This window comes from Gordonia insulae (assembly GCF_003855095.1).
Lineage (GTDB): Bacteria > Actinomycetota > Actinomycetes > Mycobacteriales > Mycobacteriaceae > Gordonia > Gordonia insulae.
Genome location: NZ_CP033972.1, coordinates 729,265 through 753,026, shown reverse-complemented (window position 1 = coordinate 753,026; position 23,762 = coordinate 729,265). Strand labels below are relative to the sequence as shown.

At 67.7% G+C, this 23,762-nt stretch carries 24 protein-coding genes; 9 read left to right on the top strand and 15 right to left on the bottom strand.

Annotation, left to right across the window (positions count from 1 at the left end):
- The first annotated feature begins 81 nt into the window (after positions 1-81).
- The 4 genes from D7316_RS03560 to D7316_RS03545 are packed head-to-tail and all read left to right on the top strand — an operon-like array spanning position 82 to position 3,432.
- Positions 82-810 carry an amino acid ABC transporter ATP-binding protein gene (locus tag D7316_RS03560; protein WP_197718319.1) on the top strand — a complete coding sequence of 243 codons (729 nt, stop codon included), beginning with the start codon at positions 82-84 and terminating at the stop codon, positions 808-810.
- Position 811: 1 nt separating this feature from the next.
- On the top strand, positions 812-1,840 hold the full coding sequence (locus D7316_RS03555; protein WP_124707074.1) for a glutamate ABC transporter substrate-binding protein: 1,029 nt from the start codon (positions 812-814) through the stop codon (positions 1,838-1,840).
- Between the two features lie 18 nt (positions 1,841-1,858).
- Positions 1,859-2,542, top strand: coding sequence for an amino acid ABC transporter permease (locus D7316_RS03550; protein WP_124707073.1), 684 nt, complete (start codon positions 1,859-1,861; stop codon positions 2,540-2,542).
- Positions 2,539-3,432 (top strand): amino acid ABC transporter permease, encoded by an 894-nt coding sequence (locus tag D7316_RS03545; protein WP_124707072.1) that lies wholly within the window; start codon positions 2,539-2,541, stop codon positions 3,430-3,432. The genes D7316_RS03550 and D7316_RS03545 overlap by 4 nt, the downstream gene beginning before the upstream one ends.
- 74 nt (positions 3,433-3,506) lie before the next feature.
- Here the strand turns inward: D7316_RS03545 and D7316_RS03540 are convergent, their stop codons facing one another.
- The 7 genes from D7316_RS03540 to pgsA form a co-directional block, all read right to left on the bottom strand.
- Positions 3,507-4,022 (bottom strand): regulatory protein RecX, encoded by a 516-nt coding sequence (locus tag D7316_RS03540; protein WP_124707071.1) that lies wholly within the window; start codon positions 4,020-4,022, stop codon positions 3,507-3,509.
- 8 nt (positions 4,023-4,030) lie between these two features.
- Positions 4,031-5,074, bottom strand: coding sequence for a recombinase RecA (recA, locus tag D7316_RS03535; protein ID WP_124707070.1), 1,044 nt, complete (start codon positions 5,072-5,074; stop codon positions 4,031-4,033).
- 240 nt (positions 5,075-5,314) lie between these two features.
- Positions 5,315-5,509: a DUF3046 domain-containing protein gene (locus D7316_RS03530; RefSeq protein WP_124707069.1), complete on the bottom strand. Its 195-nt coding sequence runs from the start codon at positions 5,507-5,509 to the stop codon at positions 5,315-5,317.
- Between the two features lie 9 nt (positions 5,510-5,518).
- The gene (locus D7316_RS03525) at positions 5,519-6,712 is read right to left on the bottom strand and encodes a glycosyltransferase (protein WP_124707068.1); all 1,194 of its coding nucleotides are present in this window, start codon (positions 6,710-6,712) and stop codon (positions 5,519-5,521) included.
- Positions 6,713-6,834: 122 nt separating this feature from the next.
- Positions 6,835-7,659 carry a PspA/IM30 family protein gene (locus tag D7316_RS03520; protein ID WP_124707067.1) on the bottom strand — a complete coding sequence of 275 codons (825 nt, stop codon included), beginning with the start codon at positions 7,657-7,659 and terminating at the stop codon, positions 6,835-6,837.
- Between the two features lie 133 nt (positions 7,660-7,792).
- Positions 7,793-8,155, bottom strand: a complete 363-nt coding sequence (locus tag D7316_RS03515) for a helix-turn-helix domain-containing protein (RefSeq protein WP_124707066.1) — start codon at positions 8,153-8,155, stop codon at positions 7,793-7,795.
- 216 nt (positions 8,156-8,371) lie between these two features.
- The gene (pgsA, locus tag D7316_RS03510) at positions 8,372-9,070 is read right to left on the bottom strand and encodes a CDP-diacylglycerol--glycerol-3-phosphate 3-phosphatidyltransferase (RefSeq protein ID WP_124707065.1); all 699 of its coding nucleotides are present in this window, start codon (positions 9,068-9,070) and stop codon (positions 8,372-8,374) included.
- 203 nt (positions 9,071-9,273) lie between these two features.
- On the opposite strand from pgsA, the gene D7316_RS03505 reads away from it, so the two are divergent.
- A complete protein-coding gene (locus D7316_RS03505; RefSeq protein ID WP_124707064.1) occupies positions 9,274-9,780 on the top strand; it encodes an amino-acid N-acetyltransferase in 507 nt (168 codons plus the stop codon).
- A gap of 18 nt (positions 9,781-9,798) precedes the next feature.
- On the top strand, positions 9,799-10,083 hold the full coding sequence (locus D7316_RS03500; RefSeq protein WP_124707063.1) for a YciI family protein: 285 nt from the start codon (positions 9,799-9,801) through the stop codon (positions 10,081-10,083).
- A 116-nt stretch (positions 10,084-10,199) separates the two neighbouring features.
- On the opposite strand, the gene D7316_RS03495 is transcribed toward D7316_RS03500, so the two are convergent.
- A complete protein-coding gene (locus D7316_RS03495; RefSeq protein WP_124707062.1) occupies positions 10,200-11,186 on the bottom strand; it encodes a TerC family protein in 987 nt (328 codons plus the stop codon).
- Positions 11,187-11,410: 224 nt separating this feature from the next.
- On the opposite strand from D7316_RS03495, the gene D7316_RS03490 reads away from it, so the two are divergent.
- On the top strand, positions 11,411-11,833 hold the full coding sequence (locus D7316_RS03490) for an MmcQ/YjbR family DNA-binding protein (RefSeq protein ID WP_124707061.1): 423 nt from the start codon (positions 11,411-11,413) through the stop codon (positions 11,831-11,833).
- Positions 11,834-11,840: 7 nt separating this feature from the next.
- Here the strand turns inward: D7316_RS03490 and D7316_RS03485 are convergent, their stop codons facing one another.
- From D7316_RS03485 to D7316_RS03460, 6 genes are all read right to left on the bottom strand, one after another.
- Entirely contained in the window at positions 11,841-14,747 is a 2,907-nt protein-coding gene (locus D7316_RS03485) for a DNA translocase FtsK (protein ID WP_124707060.1), read from the bottom strand.
- A gap of 96 nt (positions 14,748-14,843) precedes the next feature.
- Positions 14,844-15,476 (bottom strand): TIGR03085 family metal-binding protein, encoded by a 633-nt coding sequence (locus D7316_RS03480; RefSeq protein ID WP_124707059.1) that lies wholly within the window; start codon positions 15,474-15,476, stop codon positions 14,844-14,846.
- Positions 15,477-15,521: 45 nt separating this feature from the next.
- Entirely contained in the window at positions 15,522-17,597 is a 2,076-nt protein-coding gene (locus tag D7316_RS03475) for a ribonuclease J (RefSeq protein ID WP_124707058.1), read from the bottom strand.
- Positions 17,597-18,502, bottom strand: coding sequence for a 4-hydroxy-tetrahydrodipicolinate synthase (dapA, locus tag D7316_RS03470; protein ID WP_124707057.1), 906 nt, complete (start codon positions 18,500-18,502; stop codon positions 17,597-17,599). Before dapA ends, D7316_RS03475 begins: the two co-directional genes overlap by 1 nt.
- 62 nt (positions 18,503-18,564) lie before the next feature.
- Positions 18,565-19,317 carry an FAD-dependent thymidylate synthase gene (gene thyX, locus D7316_RS03465; protein WP_124707056.1) on the bottom strand — a complete coding sequence of 251 codons (753 nt, stop codon included), beginning with the start codon at positions 19,315-19,317 and terminating at the stop codon, positions 18,565-18,567.
- A 92-nt stretch (positions 19,318-19,409) separates the two neighbouring features.
- On the bottom strand, positions 19,410-20,210 hold the full coding sequence (locus D7316_RS03460) for a DUF427 domain-containing protein (protein WP_124707055.1): 801 nt from the start codon (positions 20,208-20,210) through the stop codon (positions 19,410-19,412).
- 140 nt (positions 20,211-20,350) lie between these two features.
- Between D7316_RS03460 and D7316_RS03455 the strand changes: the two genes are divergently transcribed.
- Together D7316_RS03455 and D7316_RS03450 are read left to right on the top strand one after the other, a co-directional pair.
- Positions 20,351-22,081 carry an alkaline phosphatase D family protein gene (locus D7316_RS03455; RefSeq protein ID WP_232016739.1) on the top strand — a complete coding sequence of 577 codons (1,731 nt, stop codon included), beginning with the start codon at positions 20,351-20,353 and terminating at the stop codon, positions 22,079-22,081.
- Positions 22,082-22,094: 13 nt separating this feature from the next.
- Positions 22,095-22,937, top strand: coding sequence for a tyrosine-protein phosphatase (locus tag D7316_RS03450; protein WP_124707053.1), 843 nt, complete (start codon positions 22,095-22,097; stop codon positions 22,935-22,937).
- 5 nt (positions 22,938-22,942) lie between these two features.
- On the opposite strand, the gene D7316_RS03445 is transcribed toward D7316_RS03450, so the two are convergent.
- Entirely contained in the window at positions 22,943-23,707 is a 765-nt protein-coding gene (locus tag D7316_RS03445; RefSeq protein WP_124711076.1) for an HAD-IIB family hydrolase, read from the bottom strand.
- Between the last annotated feature and the right edge of the window lie 55 nt (positions 23,708-23,762).

The following is a 23,762-nucleotide window of genomic DNA, read 5'->3' as shown; positions in this document are numbered from 1 at the left end:
ATCGCACTAGTGTGGGCCACTATGACCGAATCGCCGACCGACGATGCCGCAACGCCCGGGACGACGACCGCGTCGCCGCCGATGATCGTGATGAAAGACGTACAGAAGCACTTCGGTTCGCTGCACGTCCTGCGCGACATCAGCCTCGAGGTACCGGCCGGCCAGGTGGTGGTGGTCCTCGGACCATCGGGGTCCGGCAAGTCCACCCTGTGCCGCACCATCAACCGACTCGAACCGATCGACAGCGGCGAGATCCACATCGCCGGCAGTCTGCTGCCCGAGGAGGGCAAGGACCTCGCCCGACTGCGTGCGGACGTCGGCATGGTGTTCCAGTCGTTCAACCTGTTCGCGCACAAGACGATTCTCGACAACGTGACACTGGCACCCACCAAGGTCCGCAAGAAGAGCAAGGCCGACGCCACCAAGCGCGCCCTCGAACTCCTCGATCGGGTCGGCATCGCCAGCCAGAAGGACAAGTATCCCGCCCAGCTGTCCGGCGGCCAGCAGCAGCGCGTGGCCATCGCCCGGTCGCTCGCGATGGAACCGAAGATCATGCTCTTCGACGAGCCGACGTCGGCGCTCGACCCCGAGATGGTCAACGAGGTGCTCGACGTGATGGTGTCCCTCGCCAAGGAGGGCATGACGATGCTGGTGGTCACCCACGAGATGGGGTTCGCCCGCAAGGCCGCCGATCGGGTCATCTTCATGGCCGACGGTGCGATCGTCGAGGACACCGATCCGGAGAGTTTCTTCTCGAGTCCGAAATCCGAGCGCGCCCGGGATTTCCTCGGAAAGATCCTGGGCCACTGAGATGGGTCGGCCAGCAACACCGACGTCGCGTCGGCCCCTGCAGCGCGCCTCGGGCATCGGACTCCTCGCCCTGATCCTGGCGCTGGTCGCCGGAACCCTTGCGGCGTGCGGGAACACCGAGCCACGCAATCTGATCGACTCGATCCGCAGCGGGTCGGTCGTGTTGGGTACCAAGTTCGACCAGCCCGGCCTCGGCATCCGCAACCCGGACAAGTCCGTCACCGGATTCGACCCGTCGGTGTCGACGTATGTGGTCAACCACGTCGCCGACGAGCTGGGCGTCGACCACCCGGAGATCCGGTGGCGCGAGACCCCGTCGGCGCAGCGCGAGACGCTGATCGACAACGGCGAGGTGGACATGATCGCCGCCACCTATTCGATCACCGCGGCGCGCGCGAAGGAGGTCGCCTTCGCCGGCCCCTACCTCATCAACTACCAGGGCCTGCTGGTCCGCGAGGACGACGACACCATCAGCTCCCTCAGCGATCTGAGCGCCGGGAAGAAGCTCTGCTCGGTCACCGGGTCGACCCCGGCGCAGAACGTCAAGTCCCAGCTGCCGTCGGTGCAGTTGCAGGAATACGACTCGTACTCGTCGTGCGTCGAGGCGCTGCGACGAGGCAAGGTCGACGCGTTGACGACCGACGAGGTGATCCTGGCGGGTTACGCCAACTTCTTCCCCGGCGAGTTCAAGCTGGTCGGGATGTCCTATCTGAAGGACGCGTGCGTGAAGGACAGCCTGAAGAAGGCGGGCCAGCCGTTCTCGACCGAGTACTACGGCATCGGTATGGCCAAGGAGTACCCCGAGGCGGTGACGGCGGTCAACGAGGCGCTCGACGCGATGATGGTGACACCGCCGGGCGGCGAGTCGCCGTGGGACCGCGCTCTGCGCGACGCGATCGGCAACTCGACGGTCGACTCGATGATCGCGCGGGCCGATGCCCCGGATTCGCAGTACAAGTTCACGCCCGACCCGGGCGACCTCGGCTTTCTCGATTCGCCGTCCACACCGTGCCCGCCGGGCCTGAGCTGACGGAAGGGCAGACCATCGATGAACGAACTCTGGGCGGACATGGGGCCACAGTTGTGGCCGGCCTTCTCGGTGACCCTGAAACTGACCTTCTACTCGGCCATCGGCGCGCTGATCTGGGGCACGCTGCTGGCGGGTATGCGCGTGTCGCCGGTGCCGGTGATGCGCGGCTTCGCCGAGGTCTACGTGAACATCGTCCGCAACACACCGCTGACCCTGATCGTGCTGTTCTGCTCGATCGGCCTCTACCAGAATCTCGGGCTGGCGCTGGCCCCGGACAACGAGAACTTCATCGAGAACAACAACTTCTGGCTCGCGGTCCTCGCCTTCGTGCTCTACACGGCGACCTTCGTGTGTGAGACGCTGCGCTCGGGTTTCAACACCGTTCCGCTCGGCCAGGCCGAGGCGGCCCGCTCGCTGGGCCTCACGTTCCCACAGGTCTTCGGACTGATCGTGCTGCCACAGGCGATCCGGTCGGTCATCGGTCCGCTGGGCAGCGTGCTCATCGCCCTGACCAAGAACACCACCATCGCTTCCGTGATCGGCGTCGCCGAGGCATCGCTGCTGATGAAGGAGGAGATCGAGACGTTCTCCGACCAGATCGTCGCCGTGTTCGCCATCATCGCGATCGGGTTCATGATCATCACACTCACCGAGGGCTTCGTCTTCGGCTACCTCGCCAAGCGACTGGCGGTGAAGCGATGAGCTCCGACGCCACCGTCCTGTACGACGCCCCCGGACCCAAGGGGCGGATGCGCAACCGCATCATCGCCGTGGTGTTCATCGCCATCGTGGTGGCGGTCGTCGCCTATGTTCTCGTGGTGCTGGCCGGCAATGATCAGTTGACCGGCGAGAAGTGGGATCCCTTCATCAAGTCCACGACGTGGACGACCTACGTCCTCCCCGGCCTGTGGGGCACGTTGAAGGCGGCGGCGCTGTCGATCGTCCTGGCCCTGCTGTTGGGCGCGGTCCTCGGCATCGGCCGACTCTCCGACCATGCCTGGGTGCGCGCGCTGTCCGGGCTGTTCGTCGAGGTGTTCCGCGCCATCCCGGTGCTGATCCTGATGATCTTCGCCTACTACCTGTTCGCCGACTACGCCATCTTCCCGTCGTCGCAGTTGGCATTCGCGGCGGTGGTCACCGGCCTCACCCTGTACAACGGATCGGTGATCGCGGAGATCCTGCGGTCGGGCATCAACTCGCTTCCCAAGGGGCAGACCGAGGCGTCGAAATCCCTGGGGCTGAGCAAGTCCCAGATGATGCGGGTGATCCTCCTCCCCCAGGCGGTGACGGCGATGCTGCCGGCGTTGGTGTCCCAGATGGTCATCGCGTTGAAGGACAGTGCCCTCGGTTTCGCCATCGGTTATGTCGAGGTGGTCCGCTCCGGCATCCAGTCGGCCTCGTACTACGGCAACTACCTGCCCGCACTGGTCGTCGTCGCGATCGTGATGATCCTGATCAACTTCGGATTGTCATCTCTCGCCACCTATCTCGAGGGCCGACTGCGGCGTGGCCGGCGTAAGACGGCGGTCGCCGACCCCGAGGAGGCGGACCTGGCCGCCATGGAGAACATGCCCACCTTCGGCGGCAAGTAGTCGGGCGGCAGGTATCAGGCGGCAAGTGGTCGGGCGGCCAGGTCTCGAGCAGAGACGTTGCGGGCGACCGGGTCTCAGGCGGTGACGCCGTCGAGCGACTCGGTGACCACGTCGATCGCCAGCGACTGAGGGTAGCCGCGTCGCAACAACATGCCGACCAATCGCCGGAAGAGCGTCTCACGCATGGCGGGGTCGGCCTGCAGCCGGTCGACCTGGGTGGGTGTCAGTTTCTTCGCGACGAGATCGGCGGCCACGGCACGCTCGTCGTCGGGATCCACCTCGGCGAGGGCCGCCTCGATGATGGCCGCGTCGACGCCCTTGGCGCGTAGTTCCTGTCGCAGCGCGACACGACCTCGCCCCGAGTGCGTGTGTCGCGAGCGCACCCATTCGGTCGCGAAATCCGTGTCGTCGACGAGGCGGTGCCGGTCCAGCCGCGTCATCACGTCGTCCACCGTCTCCGCGTCGAATCCCTTACGGGCGAGGCGTTCGGCCATCTCGTGCCGCGAACGGGCACGGACCCCGAGGAGTCGGAGTGCCGCGTCCCAGGCGCTGGGACCGGTCCGTTCCTCGGGGTCCGGCGTCGTACTCATGGGGCCGATCAGAATTCCACCGGGGCGGGTGCGACGTCGTCGGCGTCGACGACCGCTCCGATACCCAGCTTCTCCTTGATCTTCTTCTCGATCTCGTCTCGGATGTCCAGGTTCTCCAGCAGGAACTTGCGGGCGTTCTCCTTGCCCTGGCCGAGCTGATCGCCCTCATAGGTGAACCACGACCCGGACTTGCGGATGAAGCCCTCGGCGACACCCATGTCGATCAGCGAGCCCTCCTTGCTGATCCCCTGCCCGTACAGGATGTCGAACTCGGCCTGCTTGAACGGCGGCGCCACCTTGTTCTTGACGACCTTCACCCGGGTCCGGTTACCCACGGCGTCGGTACCGTCCTTGAGGGTCTCGATGCGCCGGACGTCCAGTCGCACCGACGAATAGAACTTGAGCGCCTTGCCGCCGGTGGTGGTCTCCGGCGAGCCGAACATCACACCGATCTTCTCGCGCAACTGGTTGATGAAGATGGCCGTCGTCTTGGAGTTGTTCATCGCACCGGTCATCTTGCGCAGCGCCTGGCTCATCAGACGGGCCTGCAGACCGACGTGGCTGTCACCCATCTCGCCCTCGATCTCGGCGCGCGGCACCAGGGCGGCGACGGAGTCGATGACCAGGATGTCGAGGGCGCCGGACCGGATCAGCATGTCCGCGATCTCCAGCGCCTGTTCACCGGTGTCGGGCTGGGAGACCAGCAACGCGTCGGTGTCCACGCCGAGCTTGGCGGCGTAGTCGGGGTCGAGGGCGTGCTCGGCGTCGATGAAGGCCGCGATCCCGCCGGCGGCCTGCGCGTTGGCCACCGCGTGCAGGGCGACAGTGGTCTTACCCGACGACTCCGGGCCGTAGACCTCGACGACTCGGCCGCGCGGGAGACCGCCGATGCCGAGCGCGATGTCGAGGGCGATCGATCCGGTCGGGATCACCTCGATGGGCTGGCGGGTCTCCTCGCCGAGCCGCATGACCGACCCCTTGCCGAAGTTCTTGTCGATCTGCGCGAGGGCCAGATCGAGTGCCTTCTCCCGATCCTGCGGTGCTGCTGCCATGGGGTTCTCCTCCGAACTCTCGGCCGGTGAGCCGACCGTGATGTGTGGGTCTGTGGTTTGGCTGACGTGACTCGCACGCTAGCCGTGGGGTCTGACAACGTTCGTCGGCTCAGCTCTCGGGTTACTCGTCTTCCCGTATCTTGGACGTTCTCGACGGGAGCGTGGTTCCCTCGAACACCACAATGAACGAACATGTGTTCGATGGCAAGCATGACACGCGCAGGCGTGTGGACCGCTCGGTTACCAGCGGTCGCGGGGGACGTCGAAGTCCCGGCAGATGGCCACCCAGACGTCGCGGGGATCGATGCCGTCGTCGATCGCCTGCGCACCGGTTCGGCCGCCGAACTCGGTCAGGACGTGGTCGACGAGGATCGAATCGGCCGACAGTTCCCCGAATTGGGCGGTGATCAGTTCGGTGAATTCGGTCAGACGCACGCGGCCAGCCTACCGACGAGCGGCGACCCGGTCGCGTCGGAGCCGCAGCAGCCGCCGAACGATCCGCACCGGGTCGACCACCCCGTCCACCGATGCCGATGCCCGCCCGGCCGCCGCGGCGAAGGCCGGTTCGGTGAGCACGCGGCCCGCGGCGGACGAGAGCGACCCGACCTCGACCGGACGGACCAGGAGTCCGCTGCCCTGTCGCTGCACGCGATTGGCGAGCTCCCACTGGTCGCCACCACCCGGTACCGTGACCACCGGCACACCGGCCGAGAGCGCCTTGGCCAACATGCCGTGTCCGCCACCGCACACCACCAGATCGGTGTCGGCGAGGATCTCGTCCTGCCGTGCCGTGCCGGCCACCACATGATCGGCATGATCCACTCCGGCCGGGACGTGCAGGGCCGAGAACACCACTCGCACCGGGATTCCGAGGTTGTCGGAGGACAGTGCGGCCAGGGCGACGGTACCCATGTCCGCGGCTCCGGTCACGGCCGTCGACGGAGCCACGAGCACCAGCGGACCGGTGCCGGCCGGACGGTCGAACAGTGCATCGGTGGGCTCCCACAGCAACGGTCCGATCAGGTGGGTGTCCTCCGGCCAGTCCGGTCGGGGCACCTCCAGCGCAGGCAGGGTCGCGACGAAGCGAGCCGCCGGACCACCGCGCCCGACGAGTCCGATGTCCGCCCGGGCCAACGCGCGTTGCCGCTCGCCCTGCCGCAGGGAACGCCCGGTCGCCACGCGCATGGCGGTGTCGCGCAGCCGTCCGGACACACCGGTGCCGGGCGCCAGCCCGGCACCGATCGGCGGTAGCCCGCGCGACGGCAGATACAGCGGATGCGGGGACAACTCCACCCACGGGATCCCGGTCAGTTCGGCCGCCCATCCCCCGCCGACGGTGATCACGTCGGAGATCACCAGATCGATAGCGCGCTGCGCCAGCAGCGGCGCCAGCTCCACCGCGATCCGAGCCGCCCGGCGACCGAGCTTGGCGCCGGCATCGGTGTCGTCGTCGGCGTCCCGGGCGACCAGACCGGGGAGTTCGGCGACGTCGAGGCCCCGGTTCCCGGCCCGCGCACACCACCGGGTCCCCGTGAAGACCACCGTCTCGATCCCGTCGCCGGTCAGCCGATCGGCCAACGCGAACGCCGGAAACGCATGTCCCGCATCGGGTCCCGCCACGATCGCGACGCGTGCCATGGTTCTCCTCGCCGTGCCGGGTGCCCGATGTCGTCTCGCGGACGGCGACGCCGCCCTGTGGACAAGCGAACGGCCCCCCACATCGGTAGGAGGCCGTTCGGTCTGGTGCTGGTGACGCCCGCTCAGTTCCCGGTCTGGGGTGGCTGCTCGGTCGCGGGTTGTGCCGCCGGTTGCGCGGGTTGCGCCGACGGTTGTGCCGCCCCGGTGCCCGCGGACGGCAACGCGCCGCCGTGCATACTCGCCCTGATCTGCTCGAGGCGGGCGTGACCGGCCATCTGCACCCCGGCCTGCTCGACCTCCTGCATCCGGCCCTGCACGGTGTTCTTCGCCAGTTCGGCCTCGCCGAGTGCGTTGGCGTACCGACGCTCGATCTTGTCGCGGACCTGGTCGAGATTGGGGGTGTTCCCCGGGACCGCGAGTTCGCTCATCGAGTTGAGCGAGGCGCTGACTTGTTCCTGCATCTTGGCCTGCTCGAGCTGGCTGAGCAGCTTGGACCGCTCGGCGAGCTTCTGCTGCAACATCATCGCGTTGCGCTCGACGGCCTGCTTGGCTTGCTGCGCAGCCTGCAACGACTGGTCGTGCAGGACCTTCAGGTCCTCGACGCTCTGCTCGGCGGTGACCAACTGTGCCGCGAACGCCTCGGCCGCGTTGGTGTACTCCTGCGCCTTGGCCGCATCGCCTGCGGAGGTGGCCTGATCGGCCAGCGTCAGCGCCTGCCGTGTGTTGGCCTGCAGCTTCTCGATCTCCTCGAGCTGGCGATTGAGCTTCATCTCCAGCTGCCGCTGGTTGCCGATGACCGACGCAGCCTGCTGGGACAGGGCCTGATGCTGACGCTGCGCGTCCTCGATCGCCTGCTGGATCTGGATCTTCGGATCTGCGTTCTCGTCGATCTTGGCGTTACCCAATGCCATCAGGTATCGCCACATCTTCACGAACGGGTTCGCCATGCTTGCGTCAACTCCATTCCCGGTGGTCGGTGAGTGTGTAACCAATCTAGCGTCTGCGGCCGTCGCCCGGTGGGGCACCGCGGTTCCGTGCCGACCAACGCGACGACCGGATGACCGGTGGACGGCGAGGCGATCAGGCGGCCGCGAGTGCTGCCGTGTCCGCGTGTCCGGCGGGTCCGGGGATGACGACCTTGGCGTCGAGCACTCCGACCTCCGCTCCGGTGCCTGCCGCTTCGGTGGCACCGATCAGGTGCTCACCGCCGGCCGGGAGCATGGCATGGCCGATGTCGAGCAGGAGTTCGGCGATCTCCACGTCGAGCGCATCACAGATCGCCGCGAGGAGCTCGCTGGACGCCTCTTTCTGTCCACGCTCGACCTCCGACAGGTAGCCGAGGCTGACCCGGGCACCATTGGACACCTCACGCAGGGTTCGCCCCTGCGCCGTGCGCACCCGGCGCAGACTGTCGCCCAGCGCCTCCCGCAGTAGCACTGCCATCGAGGTCCTCCTCACTGCTCACTGTCCGTCACTGATGATGTCGTCAACACAACGTCCGCGACACCGGTCCGGGTTCCCGACGATCCGGGGCCGCCGATCCACACCGACAGTTCACCTGACGTCCGTGCCGACGACAGTAGTCGAATATCGCGGTGGGCGTCGTTCGGCTCGCGTGTGAATCCGCGGTTGCGCCGAGGGCGAACAACGAGGGCCGATTCACCGCTGACCGGCGTCGGTCCGCGGATCACCGACCGCGGAACCACCCGACTCACCGCCGGCCGTCGAACGGTTGCGCATGGCGACCGCCTGCCACACGTAGTCGAAGCCGGTGAACACGGTCACGACGAGCGCGACGCCCATGATCACCGCAGCTGCCACGTGCCACGCCCCGCTGAGCGGAAGCAGGTACAGACCGATGGCGATCGCCTGGAGCAGCGTCTTGAGTTTGCCGCCGCGACTGGCCGGGATGACGCCGTGCCGCAGAACCCAGAAGCGCAGTGCGGTCACACCCAGCTCCCGGAAGAGGATCACCGCGGTCACCCACCACGACAGGTCGCCGAGGATCGACAGTCCGACGAGCGCAGCACCGATCAGCGCCTTGTCGGCGATCGGGTCGGCGAGTTTGCCGAAGTCGGTGACCAGACCGCGCTGACGCGCGAGCCTGCCGTCGTACCGATCGGTGATGGCGGCCGCAGCGAAGATCACCGCGGCAGCGATCCGCCATGCGGTGTCGTGTCCGCCGCCGATGAACAGGGCGGCCACGAACACGGGGATCAGGATGATGCGAAAGACGGTGAGCGCGTTGGCGATGTTGACCACCGGCACCGGATCCACCGGATCGGTGATGTGGTCGGGTCCACGCCCGGCCCCGCCGATTCCCCGCTCCTCGACGGCGCGGCGCATGCGATCGGTCATGATGCACCGATCCCTTGTGGCCGCGTCCCGACCCGACGATACTGCTCCCGCACGTCCCCAAGCCTATCGGCAGCACCGTCGACACCTGTTCGTCAGGTCGCACTCGCGTGGCGCCGCGGCCGGATTCGCCCTCCCGCGGTGCCCGGGGTGCCGTGCGAAACCGCCGTGCGGACAGCGCGCGATCCCGACTACTGTCAGTTGCCATGCCCCCAGTCGATGTGTCGATCCGCCGGGCGCGGACATCCGATGTGCCGCGGATCAAGGAGTTGATCGATCAGTACGCGGGCCGCATCCTGCTGGAGAAGAATCTCGTCACGCTGTACGAGGCGGTGCAGGAGTTCTGGGTCGCGGATCTCGACGACGTCGTGGTGGGCTGCGGCGCACTGCACGTCCTGTGGGCCGACCTCGGCGAGGTCCGCACCGTTGCCGTCGACACCGCCCACGCCGGTCGGGGTATCGGTCATCGGCTCGTCGACCGATTGATGGACATGGCGCGGGAGTTGCAACTGTCGCGGGTCTTCGTCCTCACCTTCGAGACATCGTTCTTCGCCCGGCACGGCTTCGCCGAGATCGACGGCACCCCCGTCACGCGTGAGGTGTTCGAGGAGATGTGCCGGTCCTACGACACCGGCGTCGCCGAGTTCCTCGACCTCAGCTACGTGAAACCCAATACGCTCGGTAACACCCGGATGCTGGCCACCCTCAACTGATCACGACAGGAGCCGACGATGGCGATCTTCGCCGTGCACTATTCGTACGCACCCCCGAAGGCGGCGCTGCGCGACGCCCACCGTCCGCTGCACCGGGAATGGCTCGGTGAGGAGAACCGCGCCGGCAACGTGCTGATGGCCGGTCCGTACCCGGATGGGTCGGGTGCATTGATCCTGGTGCGTGCCGAGAGCCTCGACGGCGCCGAGGCGTTTCTCGCCAACGACCCCTTCATCGCACACGAGGCCGTCGACGGGGTGCGGGTGGTCGAGTGGACCCCGGTGTTCGGTCCGTTCGAATCCTGACCGACGTCGCCGGGGCCGGGTCGCCAGGGCCGACCCGGCTCGTGCCGGAGGCCCCGACGACCCGTCGACGTGTGCCTGACCGCGACGACGACCCGTCGACGTGTGCCTGACCGCGACTAGGTCTCCGACGACTCGCGTCGTTTGGCGCTGATCAGGCTCGCCACTGTCGTGATGACCAGGGTGAGGATGATGACGCCCAACGACACCGGCGTGGTCACCTCCGGCACCGATACGTGCTCGCCGCCGTTGATGAACGGCAAGGTGTTCTCGTGGAGTGCGTGCAGGATCAGCTTCACACCGATGAACGCCAGGATGAACGACAGCCCGTAGGACAGGTAGACCAGGCGATCGAGCAGTCCGCCGAGCAGGAAGTACAGCTGGCGAAGTCCCATGAGCGCGAACGCATTGGCCGTGAACACCAGGTAGGGCTCCTGGGTCAGGCCGTAGATGGCCGGGATCGAGTCGAGGGCGAACAAGACGTCGGTGAAGCCGATGACGATGAGAACCATCAGCATCGGGGTCGCGAGACGCTTGCCGTTGGCCTTGGTGAACAGCTTGTCGCCGTCGTACTCGTCCGAGGTACGCAGGTGACGCTTCACGAACCGCTCGAGGCGGGTCTCCCGCTCTTCCTCGTGCTCCACCGGATCGTCGCTCTCGCTGACGAGCTTGACGGCGGTGAAGATCAGGAACGCGCCGAACAGGTAGAAGATCCAGCTGTAGGCGTTGATGGCGGCCGCGCCGACGAGGATGAAGACGGTGCGCATCACCAGCGCCATCACGATGCCGAGCAGCAGGACCTTCTGCTGATACTCCTTGGGCACCGCGAACTTCGACATGATGATCACGAACACGAACAGGTTGTCCACCGAGAGTGCCTTCTCGGTGACGTAGCCGGCGAAGTACTCGCCGCCGTACGTGCCACCCCATTTCCACCACACGAAGAATCCGAACAGCACCGCGATCGAGATGTAGATCGCGGACCAGGTACCGGATTCTTTCAGCGACGGTGCGTGTGGCACTCGTACGTGGGCAAAGAAGTCGAAGACGAACAGGGCCAGGACCACCACACCTGTGACGATCCAGACCGTTGTCGTTACATCCATTGAGCGATCTCCTCCAGCGCGCAGCACAGGCTTGCGATGCCAGAGGTCTCTCCCGCCGGGCCCGCGCATCACGCCGGGCCAGACCGACGGATCCGGGCCGGTCCCGGCACGATGATCGGCATCGTGGCCCGGAGCGACCGTATTGACGGAAACGCCGCGAGGTCGGGGATACTCCCCTCTTCGATCGTCGACCAGCCTAATACACGCGCGTAGAGTTCGACACCATGGCGCGCACGCGGCGTCGGGCCAGGGTCGGCGACATCCACGCGATCGCACAGGCGATGCCGCATGTCACGGACGCGGGGAGCTCCACGGATCTGCCCGTCTACCAGGTCGGCGGCAAGTCTTTCGTGTTCTTCCGCACGCCGCGCCCGGACGCGCGCGACCCGGAGACCGGTGAACGCTATGACGACGTCGTCGTGATCTGGGTGTCGTCGGAGGCGGACAAGCTGGCGTTGGTCCAGGACGCCGCGTCACCGTTCTTCACCACCGCACACTTCGACGGACACCTGTCGGTGCTGCTGCGGTCGTCGCGAGTCGGCGAGCTGTCGGTCGACGAGCTCACCGAGGTCATCCAGGACGCCTGGCTGTCCCGCGCGTCGGCCCGCCGCGCACAGACCTGGCTGGCCGCACATGATCTGACCTGAGCCGACGCTAGTCGTCGGTCGCGTCGCCGCCGCCACCGGTGATCGAGGCGATCACGCCCGCCAGGTCCTCCGGCTTCACCAGGACTTCGCGGGCCTTGGAACCCTCGCTGGGTCCCACCACACCGCGCGTCTCCATCAGGTCCATCAGGCGACCGGCCTTCGCGAAGCCCACGCGCAGCTTCCGCTGCAGCATGGACGTCGATCCGAACTGGCTGGACACCACGAGCTCGATGGCCTGCAGCAGATCGTCGAGGTCGTTGCCGATGTCGCCGTCGATCTCCTTCTTGTCGCCGGCCTTGGCCGTCGTGACGCCCTCGGTGTACTCGGGTTCGCTCTGGTCCCGGGCGTAGTCGACGACCGCCTGGATCTCCTCGTCGGTGATGAACGCGCCCTGCATGCGGATCGGCTTGTTCGCTCCCATCGGCAGGAACAGGCCGTCACCCATGCCGATCAGTTTCTCCGCTCCCGGTTGATCCAGGATGACGCGCGAGTCGGTCAGCGACGACGTGGCGAAGGCCAGCCGCGACGGCACGTTGGTCTTGATCAGACCGGTGACCACGTCGACCGACGGGCGCTGGGTCGCGAGCACCAGGTGGATGCCCGCCGCGCGCGCCTTCTGCGTGATCCGCACGATGGCGTCCTCGACGTCGCGGGGCGCGGTCATCATCAGGTCGGCCAGCTCGTCGACGATGGCGAGGATGTACGGGTAGGGCTTGTAGACACGCTCACTGCCCAGCGGCGTGGTGATCTCCCCCGTCCGGACCTTGGTGTTGAAGTCGTCGATGTGGCGCACCCGGGACGCCTTCATGTCCTGGTAGCGCTGTTCCATCTCCTCGACCAGCCACGCCAGCGCCGCCGCAGCCTTCTTCGGCTGGGTGATGATCGGCGTGATCAGATGCGGAATCCCCTCGTAGGGAGTCAGTTCCACCATCTTCGGGTCGATGAGGATCATGCGCACGTCGTCGGGGGTCGCGCGGGTCAGCAAGGACACCAGCATCGAGTTGACGAAGCTCGACTTTCCGGAGCCGGTCGAACCGGCGACCAGCAGGTGCGGCATCTTCGCGAGATTGGCGCTGACGAACTCGCCCTCGATGTCCTTGCCGAGGCCGATGACGAGTGGGTGCGTGTCCTTGCGCGTCTTCGGCGCCTTGAGCACATCGGCGAGCCGGACCATTTCCCGGTCACTGTTGGGCACCTCGATGCCGACGGCCGACTTGCCCGGGATGGGCGCCAGCAGCCGGACGTTGTCGGTGGCCACCGCGTACGCGATGTTGCGCTGCAGCGCGGTGATCTTCTCCACCTTGACGCCGGGACCGAGTTCGACCTCGTACCGGGTCACCGTGGGACCGCGGGTGTAGCCGGTCACGGCGGCATCGATCTTGAACTGCTCGAGGACACCGTTGATGCGGTCGATCATGTCGTCGTTGGAACGACCGCCCTGCTTCGGCGGGTCACCGTCGATGAGCAGCGTCGCCGGCGGCAGGTCGTACTCTCCCTCGACCACCCGCTCGACGAGGCCGCCTTCCGCGACATCGCGGTCGGACTCGTCGACCGCGGGTGTCGGCGGACGAGCAGGCGTGGCACGCTTCGATGCCGGCTTCGGTGCCGGCGCGGCCGGCTCCTCCGGCTCGTCGGGGCGCCCGATCTGTTCGGTGACCTCGTCGTCGAGCGGCACTGTCGTCGCGGCGGCGAAATCGGCCGCGTCGACATCAGGGTCCGCAGGCCGTCGTCTGCGGCGGCTGCGGCGAACGGGCTCGGCGTCCGGCGGGTAGTTGTCGTACGGGTCGGGCGAGTATCCGGCCGCGCTGCCGAACACCTCCGTGACCTGATCGTCGATGCCGGGGCGGCCGGAGTCGGCCTCGTCGACGAGGTCATCGTCGAGGTCGTCCCACGGCGCCGCATCGTCGCCGTCGGCGGGGTGGCCCACGCCGAGCCCCAGATAGCCGGCGACCCCGTCAGCGACCTCCCGGACCGTCTTGCCGCTGAGGATGAGGGCCCCGAAAGCGATGCACAGCAACAGGATCGGCACCGAGATCCACGCGGTCACACCATCGGTGAGGGGTGTCCCGACGGCGAACCCGAGGAAGCCACCGGCGGACGACCGGCCCGGCAGGTCGGCGGGCGCGCCCGCCACCAGGTGGATGAGTCCCAGCACCGGCAGGACCAGCAGCAGTCCTGCCCCGAGGTAGCGGGCACGCCGATGCGGATTCGGTGGGCGGCGCATGAGAACGACGGCCAGCGCCACGAGTGCCAGTGGCACGAGGACCGACGCGGCACCCACGATCGCGCGGATCAACGCCTCGATGAACGCACCGACCGGACCCGCCGCACCGAACCACACGCTCGCACCGACGAGCAGGGCGAGCGCCAGGATGGCCAGGGCGGATCCGTCGCGCCGATGGGAGTGCCCGGCGAGATCCCGACCACCGCGTGACGCGGACCGAGCCCCGGCGCCGGAACGCCGCGGACGGGCGTCCGGCTCGTCGACGAGTGGACTGTCGAGTTCGAATCCGTCGTCGGCACCATCGTCGAACTCGTCGTCGAGGTCGTCGAAGTCCCGATCATCGCGGTCACGGGTGCCGCCGGAACGGGCGAGGCTGCCGACCCCGCGCGCCATCAGCGACCATCCCGCTCCGAGGCCGCGGCCGACGGCGGATGCCCCCGTGGCCGCGACCGATCGACGATGGATGTCGGCCGAGGCATCGGCTTGTCGGGTCGCGCCCCGCCCGGTGCCCGACGTTCCGCTCGCCCGCCGGGTCGAGGTGGACCGTGCGCCGCCCGATGTGGACCGCGACGTGCGCGTACTGGTACCACGCGTCCCCCGAGTGCCCGACTTCGTCGTGCCTGCGGTGGCGCGCGACGGCGACTTCTTCGCAGCCGTCTTGCGCGCACCCGTGGTTGCTTTCGAAGCCATGCCGACAGACTAGTCGGCGAGAGTCACGTCAGTCACATGGGCAACACTGGCAACGCGTTTGTGTGTCGAATTCGTAACCAACCGGAATCGATGAGGTCAGAATCCGCGCTTGGCGTCCTTGACGCTCGCGATCAGCGCGTCCGAGCCCTCGTACACCACGTCGACCGGGCTGCGGCCGAACGCGAACAGGACGAGCTCGCCGGGTGCGCCGGTCACGACAACCTGGTCACCGTCCCCGGCGGTCACCAGATCACGGCCGTCGGGGGTGCGCAGCGTGATGCGCGCCGGCGATCCCTTCAGAGTCATCCGGGCCATCGACGATGCCGGTCCGATGAGGGCTTTCTCCAGATCGGCCGACAACGGACGCGGAGTCCAGGCCGCATCCTTCCGGGCTCCGCCACGTAGTACGTCTTCGTGGTGGACGAACATCTCGGCCAGATTGGCCCAGCGATCGACGAGTTTGAATGGCGAGTAGACGGGCGGACCGTCGGCGAGTTTGCCGAGCAGGTCGTCCCAGTTCTCGGCGGCGGCGTCGGCCCGCACCCGCTCGGTGTGGCCGGCGAACCGCTTGATCATGATCCCCGGCCCGGTGTCGAGCCGCCGCTCGCGCACGACCAGATGCGCGGTCAGGTCTCGGGTGGTCCAGCCCTCGCACATCGTCGGCGCATCGGGCCCGACCGATCGCAAAGTGGTGACGAGGGCGGCGCGTTCATCCTGTGCGAGGGTCACGGGCACCACAGTAGCGCCGACGGCTGGACCGCCGACGAATCGAGGTCAGGAACCGACGGCGAGCACCGTCGGGACGATCATCGGCCTGCGACGGTAGGTGTCGGCAACCCAGCGGCCCACCGTACGGCGGATGGTCTGCGCGATCCGATGGGCATCGGTGATGCCCTCTGCCGCCAGCGAATCCAGCACCTGGTCGACGAGATCCGCGGCGGCCTTCAACGCATCCGGGTCGTCGGAGAATCCACGACCGGACACCTCGGGCACGCTGACCGCCCGCCCGGTGGCGGCGTCGATCGCCACGGTGATGGAGATGAAACCGCCCTCCCCCAGCACCAGCCGTTCCGACAGCGTCGACTCCCCGACGTCGCCCACGGACAGTCCGTCGACGTAGACGTGCCCAACCGGCACCCGACCCGCGATGGACGCGATGCCGTCGACGAGGTCGACCACCACACCGTCCTCGGCGAGCACCACACGGTCCTCGGGTACACCGGTCGCGACGGCGAGCGCGGCATTCGCCCGCAGGTGGCGCCACTCGCCGTGTACCGGCATGACATTCGACGGCCGGACCGCGTTGTAGAGGTAGAGCAACTCGCCCGCCGACGCATGGCCGGAGACGTGCACCTTGGCGCTCTGCTGGGTGATCACCGTGGCCCCGCGCTTGACCAGCCCGTTGACCACCGCGAACACCGAATTCTCGTTGCCCGGGATCAATGACGACGCCAGCACGACGAGATCGTCGGCCCGGATGTTGATCTGACGGTGCTCGCCGCGGGCCATCCGGGACAGCGCCGACAAGGGCTCGCCCTGCGAACCGGTCGAGATCAGCACCAGGCGGTTGTCCGGAAGCGTGGCCGCCGTGTCGAGGTTCACCTCGACCCCGTCGGGGATCGTCAGGTAGCCGAGATCCTGGGCGATCTGCATGTTGCGGACCATCGACCGGCCGACGAACGCCACCCGCCGGTTGTGCGCGTGCGCGACGTCGACGATCTGCTGGATGCGGTGCACATGACTGGCGAACGAGGCGACGATCACCCGCTGCCGGGCACGGCCGATCACCTGATCGAGTACCCCGCCGATCTCGCGCTCCGGCGTGACGAAACCGGGGACCTCGGCGTTGGTGGAGTCGACCAGGAACAGGTCCACGCCTTCGTCGCCGAGCCGGCCGAAACCGGCCAGGTCGGTGAGCCGGCCGTCGAGTGGAAGCTGGTCGAGCTTGATGTCGCCGGTGTGCAGCACCACGCCGGCTCCGGTCCGGATCGCGACGGCGATCGCGTCCGGGATCGAGTGGTTGACCGCGAAGTACTCGCACTCGAACGGGCCGTGTGTTGTCCGCTCCCCCTCGACGACCTGGATGAGGTTGGGTCGCAGGCGGTGCTCGCGACACTTCGCGTCCACCAATGCCAGGGTGAACTTCGAGCCGATCACCGGGATGTCGCTGCGGAGCCGCAGAAGGAACGGCAGGGCGCCGATGTGGTCCTCGTGACCATGCGTGAGGATGACCGCGTCGATGTCGTCCATGCGGTCTTCGATGTAGGTGAAGTCCGGCAGGATCAGGTCGACTCCGGGCTGCGCGTCCTCGGGGAACAGGACGCCGCAGTCGACGATGAGCAGGCGGCCACCGTATTCGAAGACCGTCATGTTCCGGCCGATCTCACCGATCCCGCCCAGCGCGACGATCCGAAGCCCGTTGCGGGGTGCGCGACGCGGGGTCCCCAGTCGATCGACCGCCGGCACCGTCGAGGCACCCTGGGACGTCCGATCCCGGTTGTCCCCGCGCCGATCCCGGCGTTCGTGCCGTCCGCCGCCCGACCGCGATCCCTGCGCCTGCGGTGCGCGCCGGGACCGTTCCGCGGCATGCTTCGGCTCGGACTCACCCTGCCGAGGGTCCGACGCATCACCCGAATCCAGCTGCGCCGCGGTCTTTTTCGCCGCCGACTTCTTCGCCGCAGTCTTCTTCGCCGCGGTCTTCGTCGGCTGCGCCGGGGTCTCGTTCGACTGCGCGGGGGTCTGGTTCGATTGCGTGGGAGCCTGCATCGCGTCGTCGGTCGGCGAGGTGGGCGGTGCCGGCGGGCCGGCCTTACGGCTGGCGCTGCGGCGACGGCGCGTCGGCTCGGTCATCAGTGCAACACACCCGCCGCGCGGAGGTCGGCGATGAGCGCCTCGACCTGCGGACCGTCCGCGGGAACCTGCGGCAATCGCGGGTGCCCGACGTCGAACCCGAGGATGCGCAACGACTCCTTCACCATCGTGACGCCGCCGAGCCTGCCCATCGCGTTCACCAGCGGGAGCATCGAGTTGTTGATCTCGCGGGCCGTCTTGATGTCGCCCTTCTCGAACGCCATCTGCATGTCGCGCAGGCGATCTGCGACCAGGTGACCGATCACGCTGACGTATCCGGTCGCGCCGACGGACAGCCACGGGAGGTTCAGCGCGTCCTCACCGGACAGGTACTCGAGATCGGTGGAGGCGATGATGCCCGCCGCCGAGTGCAGGTCGCCCTTCGCGTCCTTGACGGCCTTGATCCGTGGATGCTCCGCGAGCGCGAGCATCGTCTCGTTGGCGATCGGGACCACCGACCGGGGCGGGATGTCATAGAGCATCACCGGCAGTTCGGTCGAGTCGGCGATGGCCCGGAAGTGCGCGTACACGCCTGCCTGCGGAGGCTTCGAGTAGTACGGGGTCACCACGAGCAGACCGTGGGCACCGACCTTCTCGGCCTCGATCGAGAACCGGATGCTCTCCGCGGTGTCGTAGCTGCCGGCGCCCTGGGTGATGCGTGCGCGATCCCCCACCGCGTCGAGGACGACGCGCAGGAGCTCGAGCTTCTCGGGCACGGTGGTGGTGGGCGACTCGCCCGTGGTGCCGGACACGACCAGTCCGTCGCATCCCTTGGACACGAGGAGATCGGCCAACTCGGCGGCCTTGTCCAGATCCAGTGAGCCGTCCGCCTTGAACGGGGTCACCATGGCCACGCCGATGGTCCCGAACGGGTGTGTCTGCAGCTGGTCTGCGCCTGCGTTCATGGTGCTCAAGGCTACCTTCTCCGCAGCGCCACCACGCGTGCGGGCGTCCGGCGCGGCGCCGCTCAGCCCTCGAGCACGAACGGCGAGGTCGCGACCTCGGTCCCGTCGGCGAGCGTGCCGATCTCGAAGTCGCCGAACACGGTCGGGGCGACCTGCATCAGGTGGCGCAGGCATTCGACCGCCAGCTGCCGGATCTCGACGTCGGCGTGCTCGGTGGCCCGCATCCCGACGAAGTGCCGCCACGCGCGGTAGTTGCCGGTGACCACGATCTTCGTCTCGGTCGCGTTGGGCAGCACCGATCGGGCCGCCTGTCGCGCCTGCTTGCGTCGCAGGATCGCGTTGGGCACATCGGAGAACTTGGCCTCGAGTGCGGCGAGCAGCTCGGTGTAGGCCTTGCGGCTGGCATCGGTGGCCTCGATGAACAGTGTCTCGAGTTCGGCGTCACCGAGGATGGCCGGCGGCGCGACCACGTTGGAGTCGTGTTCCGGGACGAACCGTTGGGACAGCTGTGAATAGGAGAAGTGCCGATGCCGGATCAGTTCGTGGGTGCATGATCGCGAGATGCCGGTGATGTAGAAGGTGACCGACGCGTGTTCGAGCAGCGACAGGTGCCCGACCTCGAGGATGTGCCGCAGATATCCGGCGTTGGTGGCGGTGCGTGGATTCGGCTTGTCCCAGCTCTGGTAGCAGGCCCGGCCGGCGAACTCCACGAGGGCCTCACCGCCGTCGGCGTCCGTGCTCCAGTCGACGTCGGGCGGCGGCGTGAACTGGGTCGCGGCCACCATCTGGACCTTCAGCGGCACCAACTCGGACACGTTGTCTCCTCACCCACGATGCGCGACGCACCGCCCACGATCACCGGGACGGCCGGAGTCGATTGTCCATCAGGGACCGGTCGCGCGCGTTCTCACCCCGTGGTTGCGGCGGTGTCGACGCCGTCGACGGTCACCCTCACCCGCTCGTCGTAGAAGCAGATCCGGTCGCGGACCGGTTCGCCGTCGGCGAGCGGATCGGCGTACGACCACGCGACGTCGGTGATCGCCGTGGCGCCGACGGCCGCCGACCAATAGTCGGCGTGGCCCTTGTATGCGCAGGTCGTGCGCGTCTCGCTCTGCACCAGCAGGTCCATCGCGACGTCGTCGCGCGGCAGGTAGTAGCGGGGCGGGAGGTAGGTCTCCAGCAGCAGGGTCGCCCGGTTGCTGTCCGCGACCACCACTCCACCGGCGGTGACGACGACGTGCCGGGAGGTGGCGAGGCAGTCGATTCTCTTGAACGGATCGTGGGGATGCCCGCCGACGACCTGGTCCTCCTCGCGCCACAGGTCGAACGCGGACCAGTCCAGCACGACGAAGCCGTCCAGGTCCGGATCGTGCGACGTGAATGCCGCCGCGGGCAGTGGGCGTCCCACCACCGGGACGGTCCACTGGACACCCGGACATGTGTGGACGGTGAACGCGTCGTCGGGGTCGAGGACTCGTGGGCCGACATCGGCGGGCGACACCTCGGTCGGTTCGACAAGCCCCGGGATGATGTCCGCAACAGGCACTGCGTAGAAGCCGACCACCCGGTGCGGCTCCCACACCTGACGCACGTCGGCCGAATCGACGACGGTCTCGCCGGCGACCGTCGCTCGCACTCGACGGTGCATGGCGCACCATCGCAGTTCGTCGAGCCGGGACATCGTGAAGTGGTCCATCGCGACCGCCATATCGGAATTCTGCTCCCTTCTTGCCGACATCGTCAGAGCATCGCGATGGTGAACAGTTGGTGGCGACCGGACGAAGGCCCATGTCGTCCCCGTCGCCCGGTCGGCACCCTGTTCGTCCTCGTGGCATCGGGTGTCGCATGATGAGCAGCGTGTCAGCACAGCCCCCAGCCGACGACCATCGCGATGCGCCGAGCGCGCAGCCGCCCACGAGGTCCGGGATCAGCCGCCGCACGGTATTGCGCTCGGGTGCCGCGGCGGGCGTCACCACCGCCGCCGCCGCCATGACCGTGTCACCCGCCGCCGCGGCGCCCGCCGGACGCTCGACGACGACGTTCGCGCACGGCGTGGCCTCCGGCGACCCGCTCCCCGACGGTGTGATCCTGTGGACCCGGGTGACCCCGACGGCCGCGGCGACACCGGGTTCCGGACGCGGTCCGGCCACCGACGTCTCGTGGGAGGTCGCGCGGGACGCCTCGTTCGCCGCGCCGGTGGCATCCGGGTCGGTGACCACGTCCGCCGCCGCCGACCACACCGTCAAGGTCGACGTCACCGGACTCGCTCCCGACAGCCGCTACGTCTATCGGTTCCGAGTCACGTCCGGTCCCGCCACGGGAGCCGTATCCGCGGTCGGGGTCACCCGCACGGCACCCTCGACCGGTGCCGATGTCTCCCGGGTCCGCTTCGGAGTGGTCTCCTGCGCCAACTGGGAGGCGGGCTACTTCGGCGCCTACCGACACCTGCGCGCACACCGCGATCTCACCGCGATCGTCCATCTCGGCGACTACTTCTACGAGTACGAATCCGGCGGCTACACCGGCAAATCCGGGACCGTCCGACGTCATCAGCCGGTGAACGAGACGGTCACGCTGCGCGATTATCGAATCCGGCACGCCCAGTACAAGACCGACCCCGACCTCGCGGAACTCCACCGCTCGCTGCCGTGGATCTGCACCTGGGACGACCACGAGTCGGCCAATGACTCGTGGAAGGCCGGCGCCGAGAACCACGACGCGGGCGAAGGCCCCTGGGCGGCACGAAAAGCCGCATCGGAGCGGGCATATTTCGAATGGATGCCGGTGCGGCCCGAGTCCACCGGCACCGGTCGTCATCTGTATCGCCGACTACGGTTCGGTCGTCTGCTGGAGCTGTCGATGCTGGATCTGCGGACCTATCGCGACCAGCAGGTGTCGGCGACGTCGCAGAAGGTCGACGACCCTGCCCGCAGCATCACCGGTTCGGCCCAGATGCGCTGGCTCACAGGCGGTCTCACCTCGTCGGGGACACGATGGCAGATCGTGGGCAATCCGGTGATGATCTCACCGGTGCTGATCCCACCGCTCGACGCGCGCAATGCCGCAGCACTCACCGAGATGCTCGGACTCCCGCGCGAAGGCATCCCCTACAACGCCGACCAGTGGGACGGCTACACCGCCGATCGGCGGCGTCTCCTCGACACCATCCGCGAGAACCGGGTCGACAACGTCGTCTTCATCACCGGTGACATCCACTCGTCGTGGGCCTGCGACATCCCCGTCGATCCGGCGCGGTATCCGGCGGCCGGGACGGTCGCCACGGAACTCGTCGTGCCGTCGGTGACATCGTCGAACATCGACGACATCCTGGAGGTACCCGAGCACACCGTCGGCGCGGCGGTACCGCCGGCGATCATGGCGGCCAACCACCACGTTCGCTGGAACGACTTCGATGCCCATGGCTATGCGGTCCTGACCGTCACACCTGCTGCGGCGCAGATGGACTGGTACTTCCTCGCCGACAAGACCGACCCGCGGACCAGTCGCTATCACGCCAGGTCATTCCGTGTCGCCTCCGGTTCCCAGCAGGTCCGGCCCGTCGCCGGGCCCGCCGACTGACGAAAGGTTCTCCATGTCACGCTCACTCGGTACCGCCGGCCGCCGCCTCGTGTGCGCGGTCTCCGCCCTCGGCGTGATCGTCGCGCCCACGGTCCTACCCACGATGATCGGTACCGCGACCGCGGCGCCGTCCCGCTCCGTTGTGGCCGCACCGGCCGCGTTCGACCTGGCCGGCACCGACAACACGCGCACCTTCACCAGTTACCGCACGACCGACGGTCACGCGATCAACGATCGGGTCATCCGGAGCGACAACCTGTCTCGGATCACCCCGGCCGACCAGCGGAAACTCAGCGACGACGGCGTCACGTCGATCATCGATCTACGCACGCAGATCGAACGCACCCTGCAGTCCGATCGGCCGGTGCCGGGGGCCACGCTGGAGACCTACGACGTCCTGGGCGCCCAGCCGCCCACCAGCCTGGTCGACATGCAGAGCTCGTATCGGGCCTTCGTGACCGACGCGTCGGCGCGGCAGGCGTTCCGAAAGACCTTGCTGGACATCAAGAACACTGCGGGTAAGAGCGAGGCGACGCTGTTCCACTGCACCGCGGGCAAGGACCGGACCGGCTGGGCGGCTGCGGTCCTGCTCACCGTCCTCGGCGTCGACCGCGCCACCGTCGAGCGGGATTATCTGGCGAGCAACACGTTCCGTCATGCCAACGCGAACGATCCACTGAACGGGGTGAACATCGCCTGGCTGCGCACCTCGTTCGCCGCTGCGGATCAGACCTACGGCAGCTTCGACAATTACGTCCACCAGGGCCTGCGACTGACCGACGCCGACATCACCGGACTGAAGAAGGCACTCCTGTACGACCCGAACATGGGATGGACTGCGTACACCCCGCGCTGATCCGACTACCCGTCGACGATCGCCGACAACTTCGCGAACGTGTCCTGCCAGCCGTGCACGGCGATCGACTCGATCCCCAGGTCCTTCACCGGACGATCGTTGCCCCCCTCGTCGAGGCGGTCACCGAAGAACAGGATGTCGTCGATGCCCAGGTGGAGGATCTCCATGAGTTTGCGCGTGCCGTAGGCCTTGTCGATGCCCTTCTTGGTGACGTCGACGGAGGTGGAACCGCCGCTGCGCACCTCGAGGTCGGGTAGCCGTTCGGCGCCGTAGGCCCGCAGCGCCTCCTTCTTGGCGCCGTCCGGATCCCACACGACCTTCGCATCGACCGGGGCGGACTGACCGAGCGCGCTGAAGGTGATCTGGCTGCCGCGGTCCTCGAGGACCGGCCCCCAGGTCTCGGACTCCCAGATGCCGAGTTCCCTGGCGCCGGTCTCCAATACGTCGAGGGTGCGCTGCTTCTCGTCGTCGGACAGATACTCCGCGTAGACGGTGTCCCATCCGGTCCCCGACCACCGCACGTATTGGGTGCCACAGGTCGGCATCAGGTGCAGGTTGGCCGCGCCGTCGAAGGTGCCGAGCCGATCGATCACCTGCTTCTGGAACTGCTCGAACCGTCCACCGGAGATCACGCACCCCTGCGTCGTGCCGAGCATGCGACTCAGGACTCCGGCGATCTCGTCGGGCAGCGGACTCTTCGACGGCGCGAGGGTGTCGTCGAGGTCGAACATGACCAGCTGATAGTCCTTGCCCTGGTACGTAACCGTCATCATCAGCCTCTCACTCGGGCGCGTGCGCAATCGTGGATCGACGGTTACCCATCGA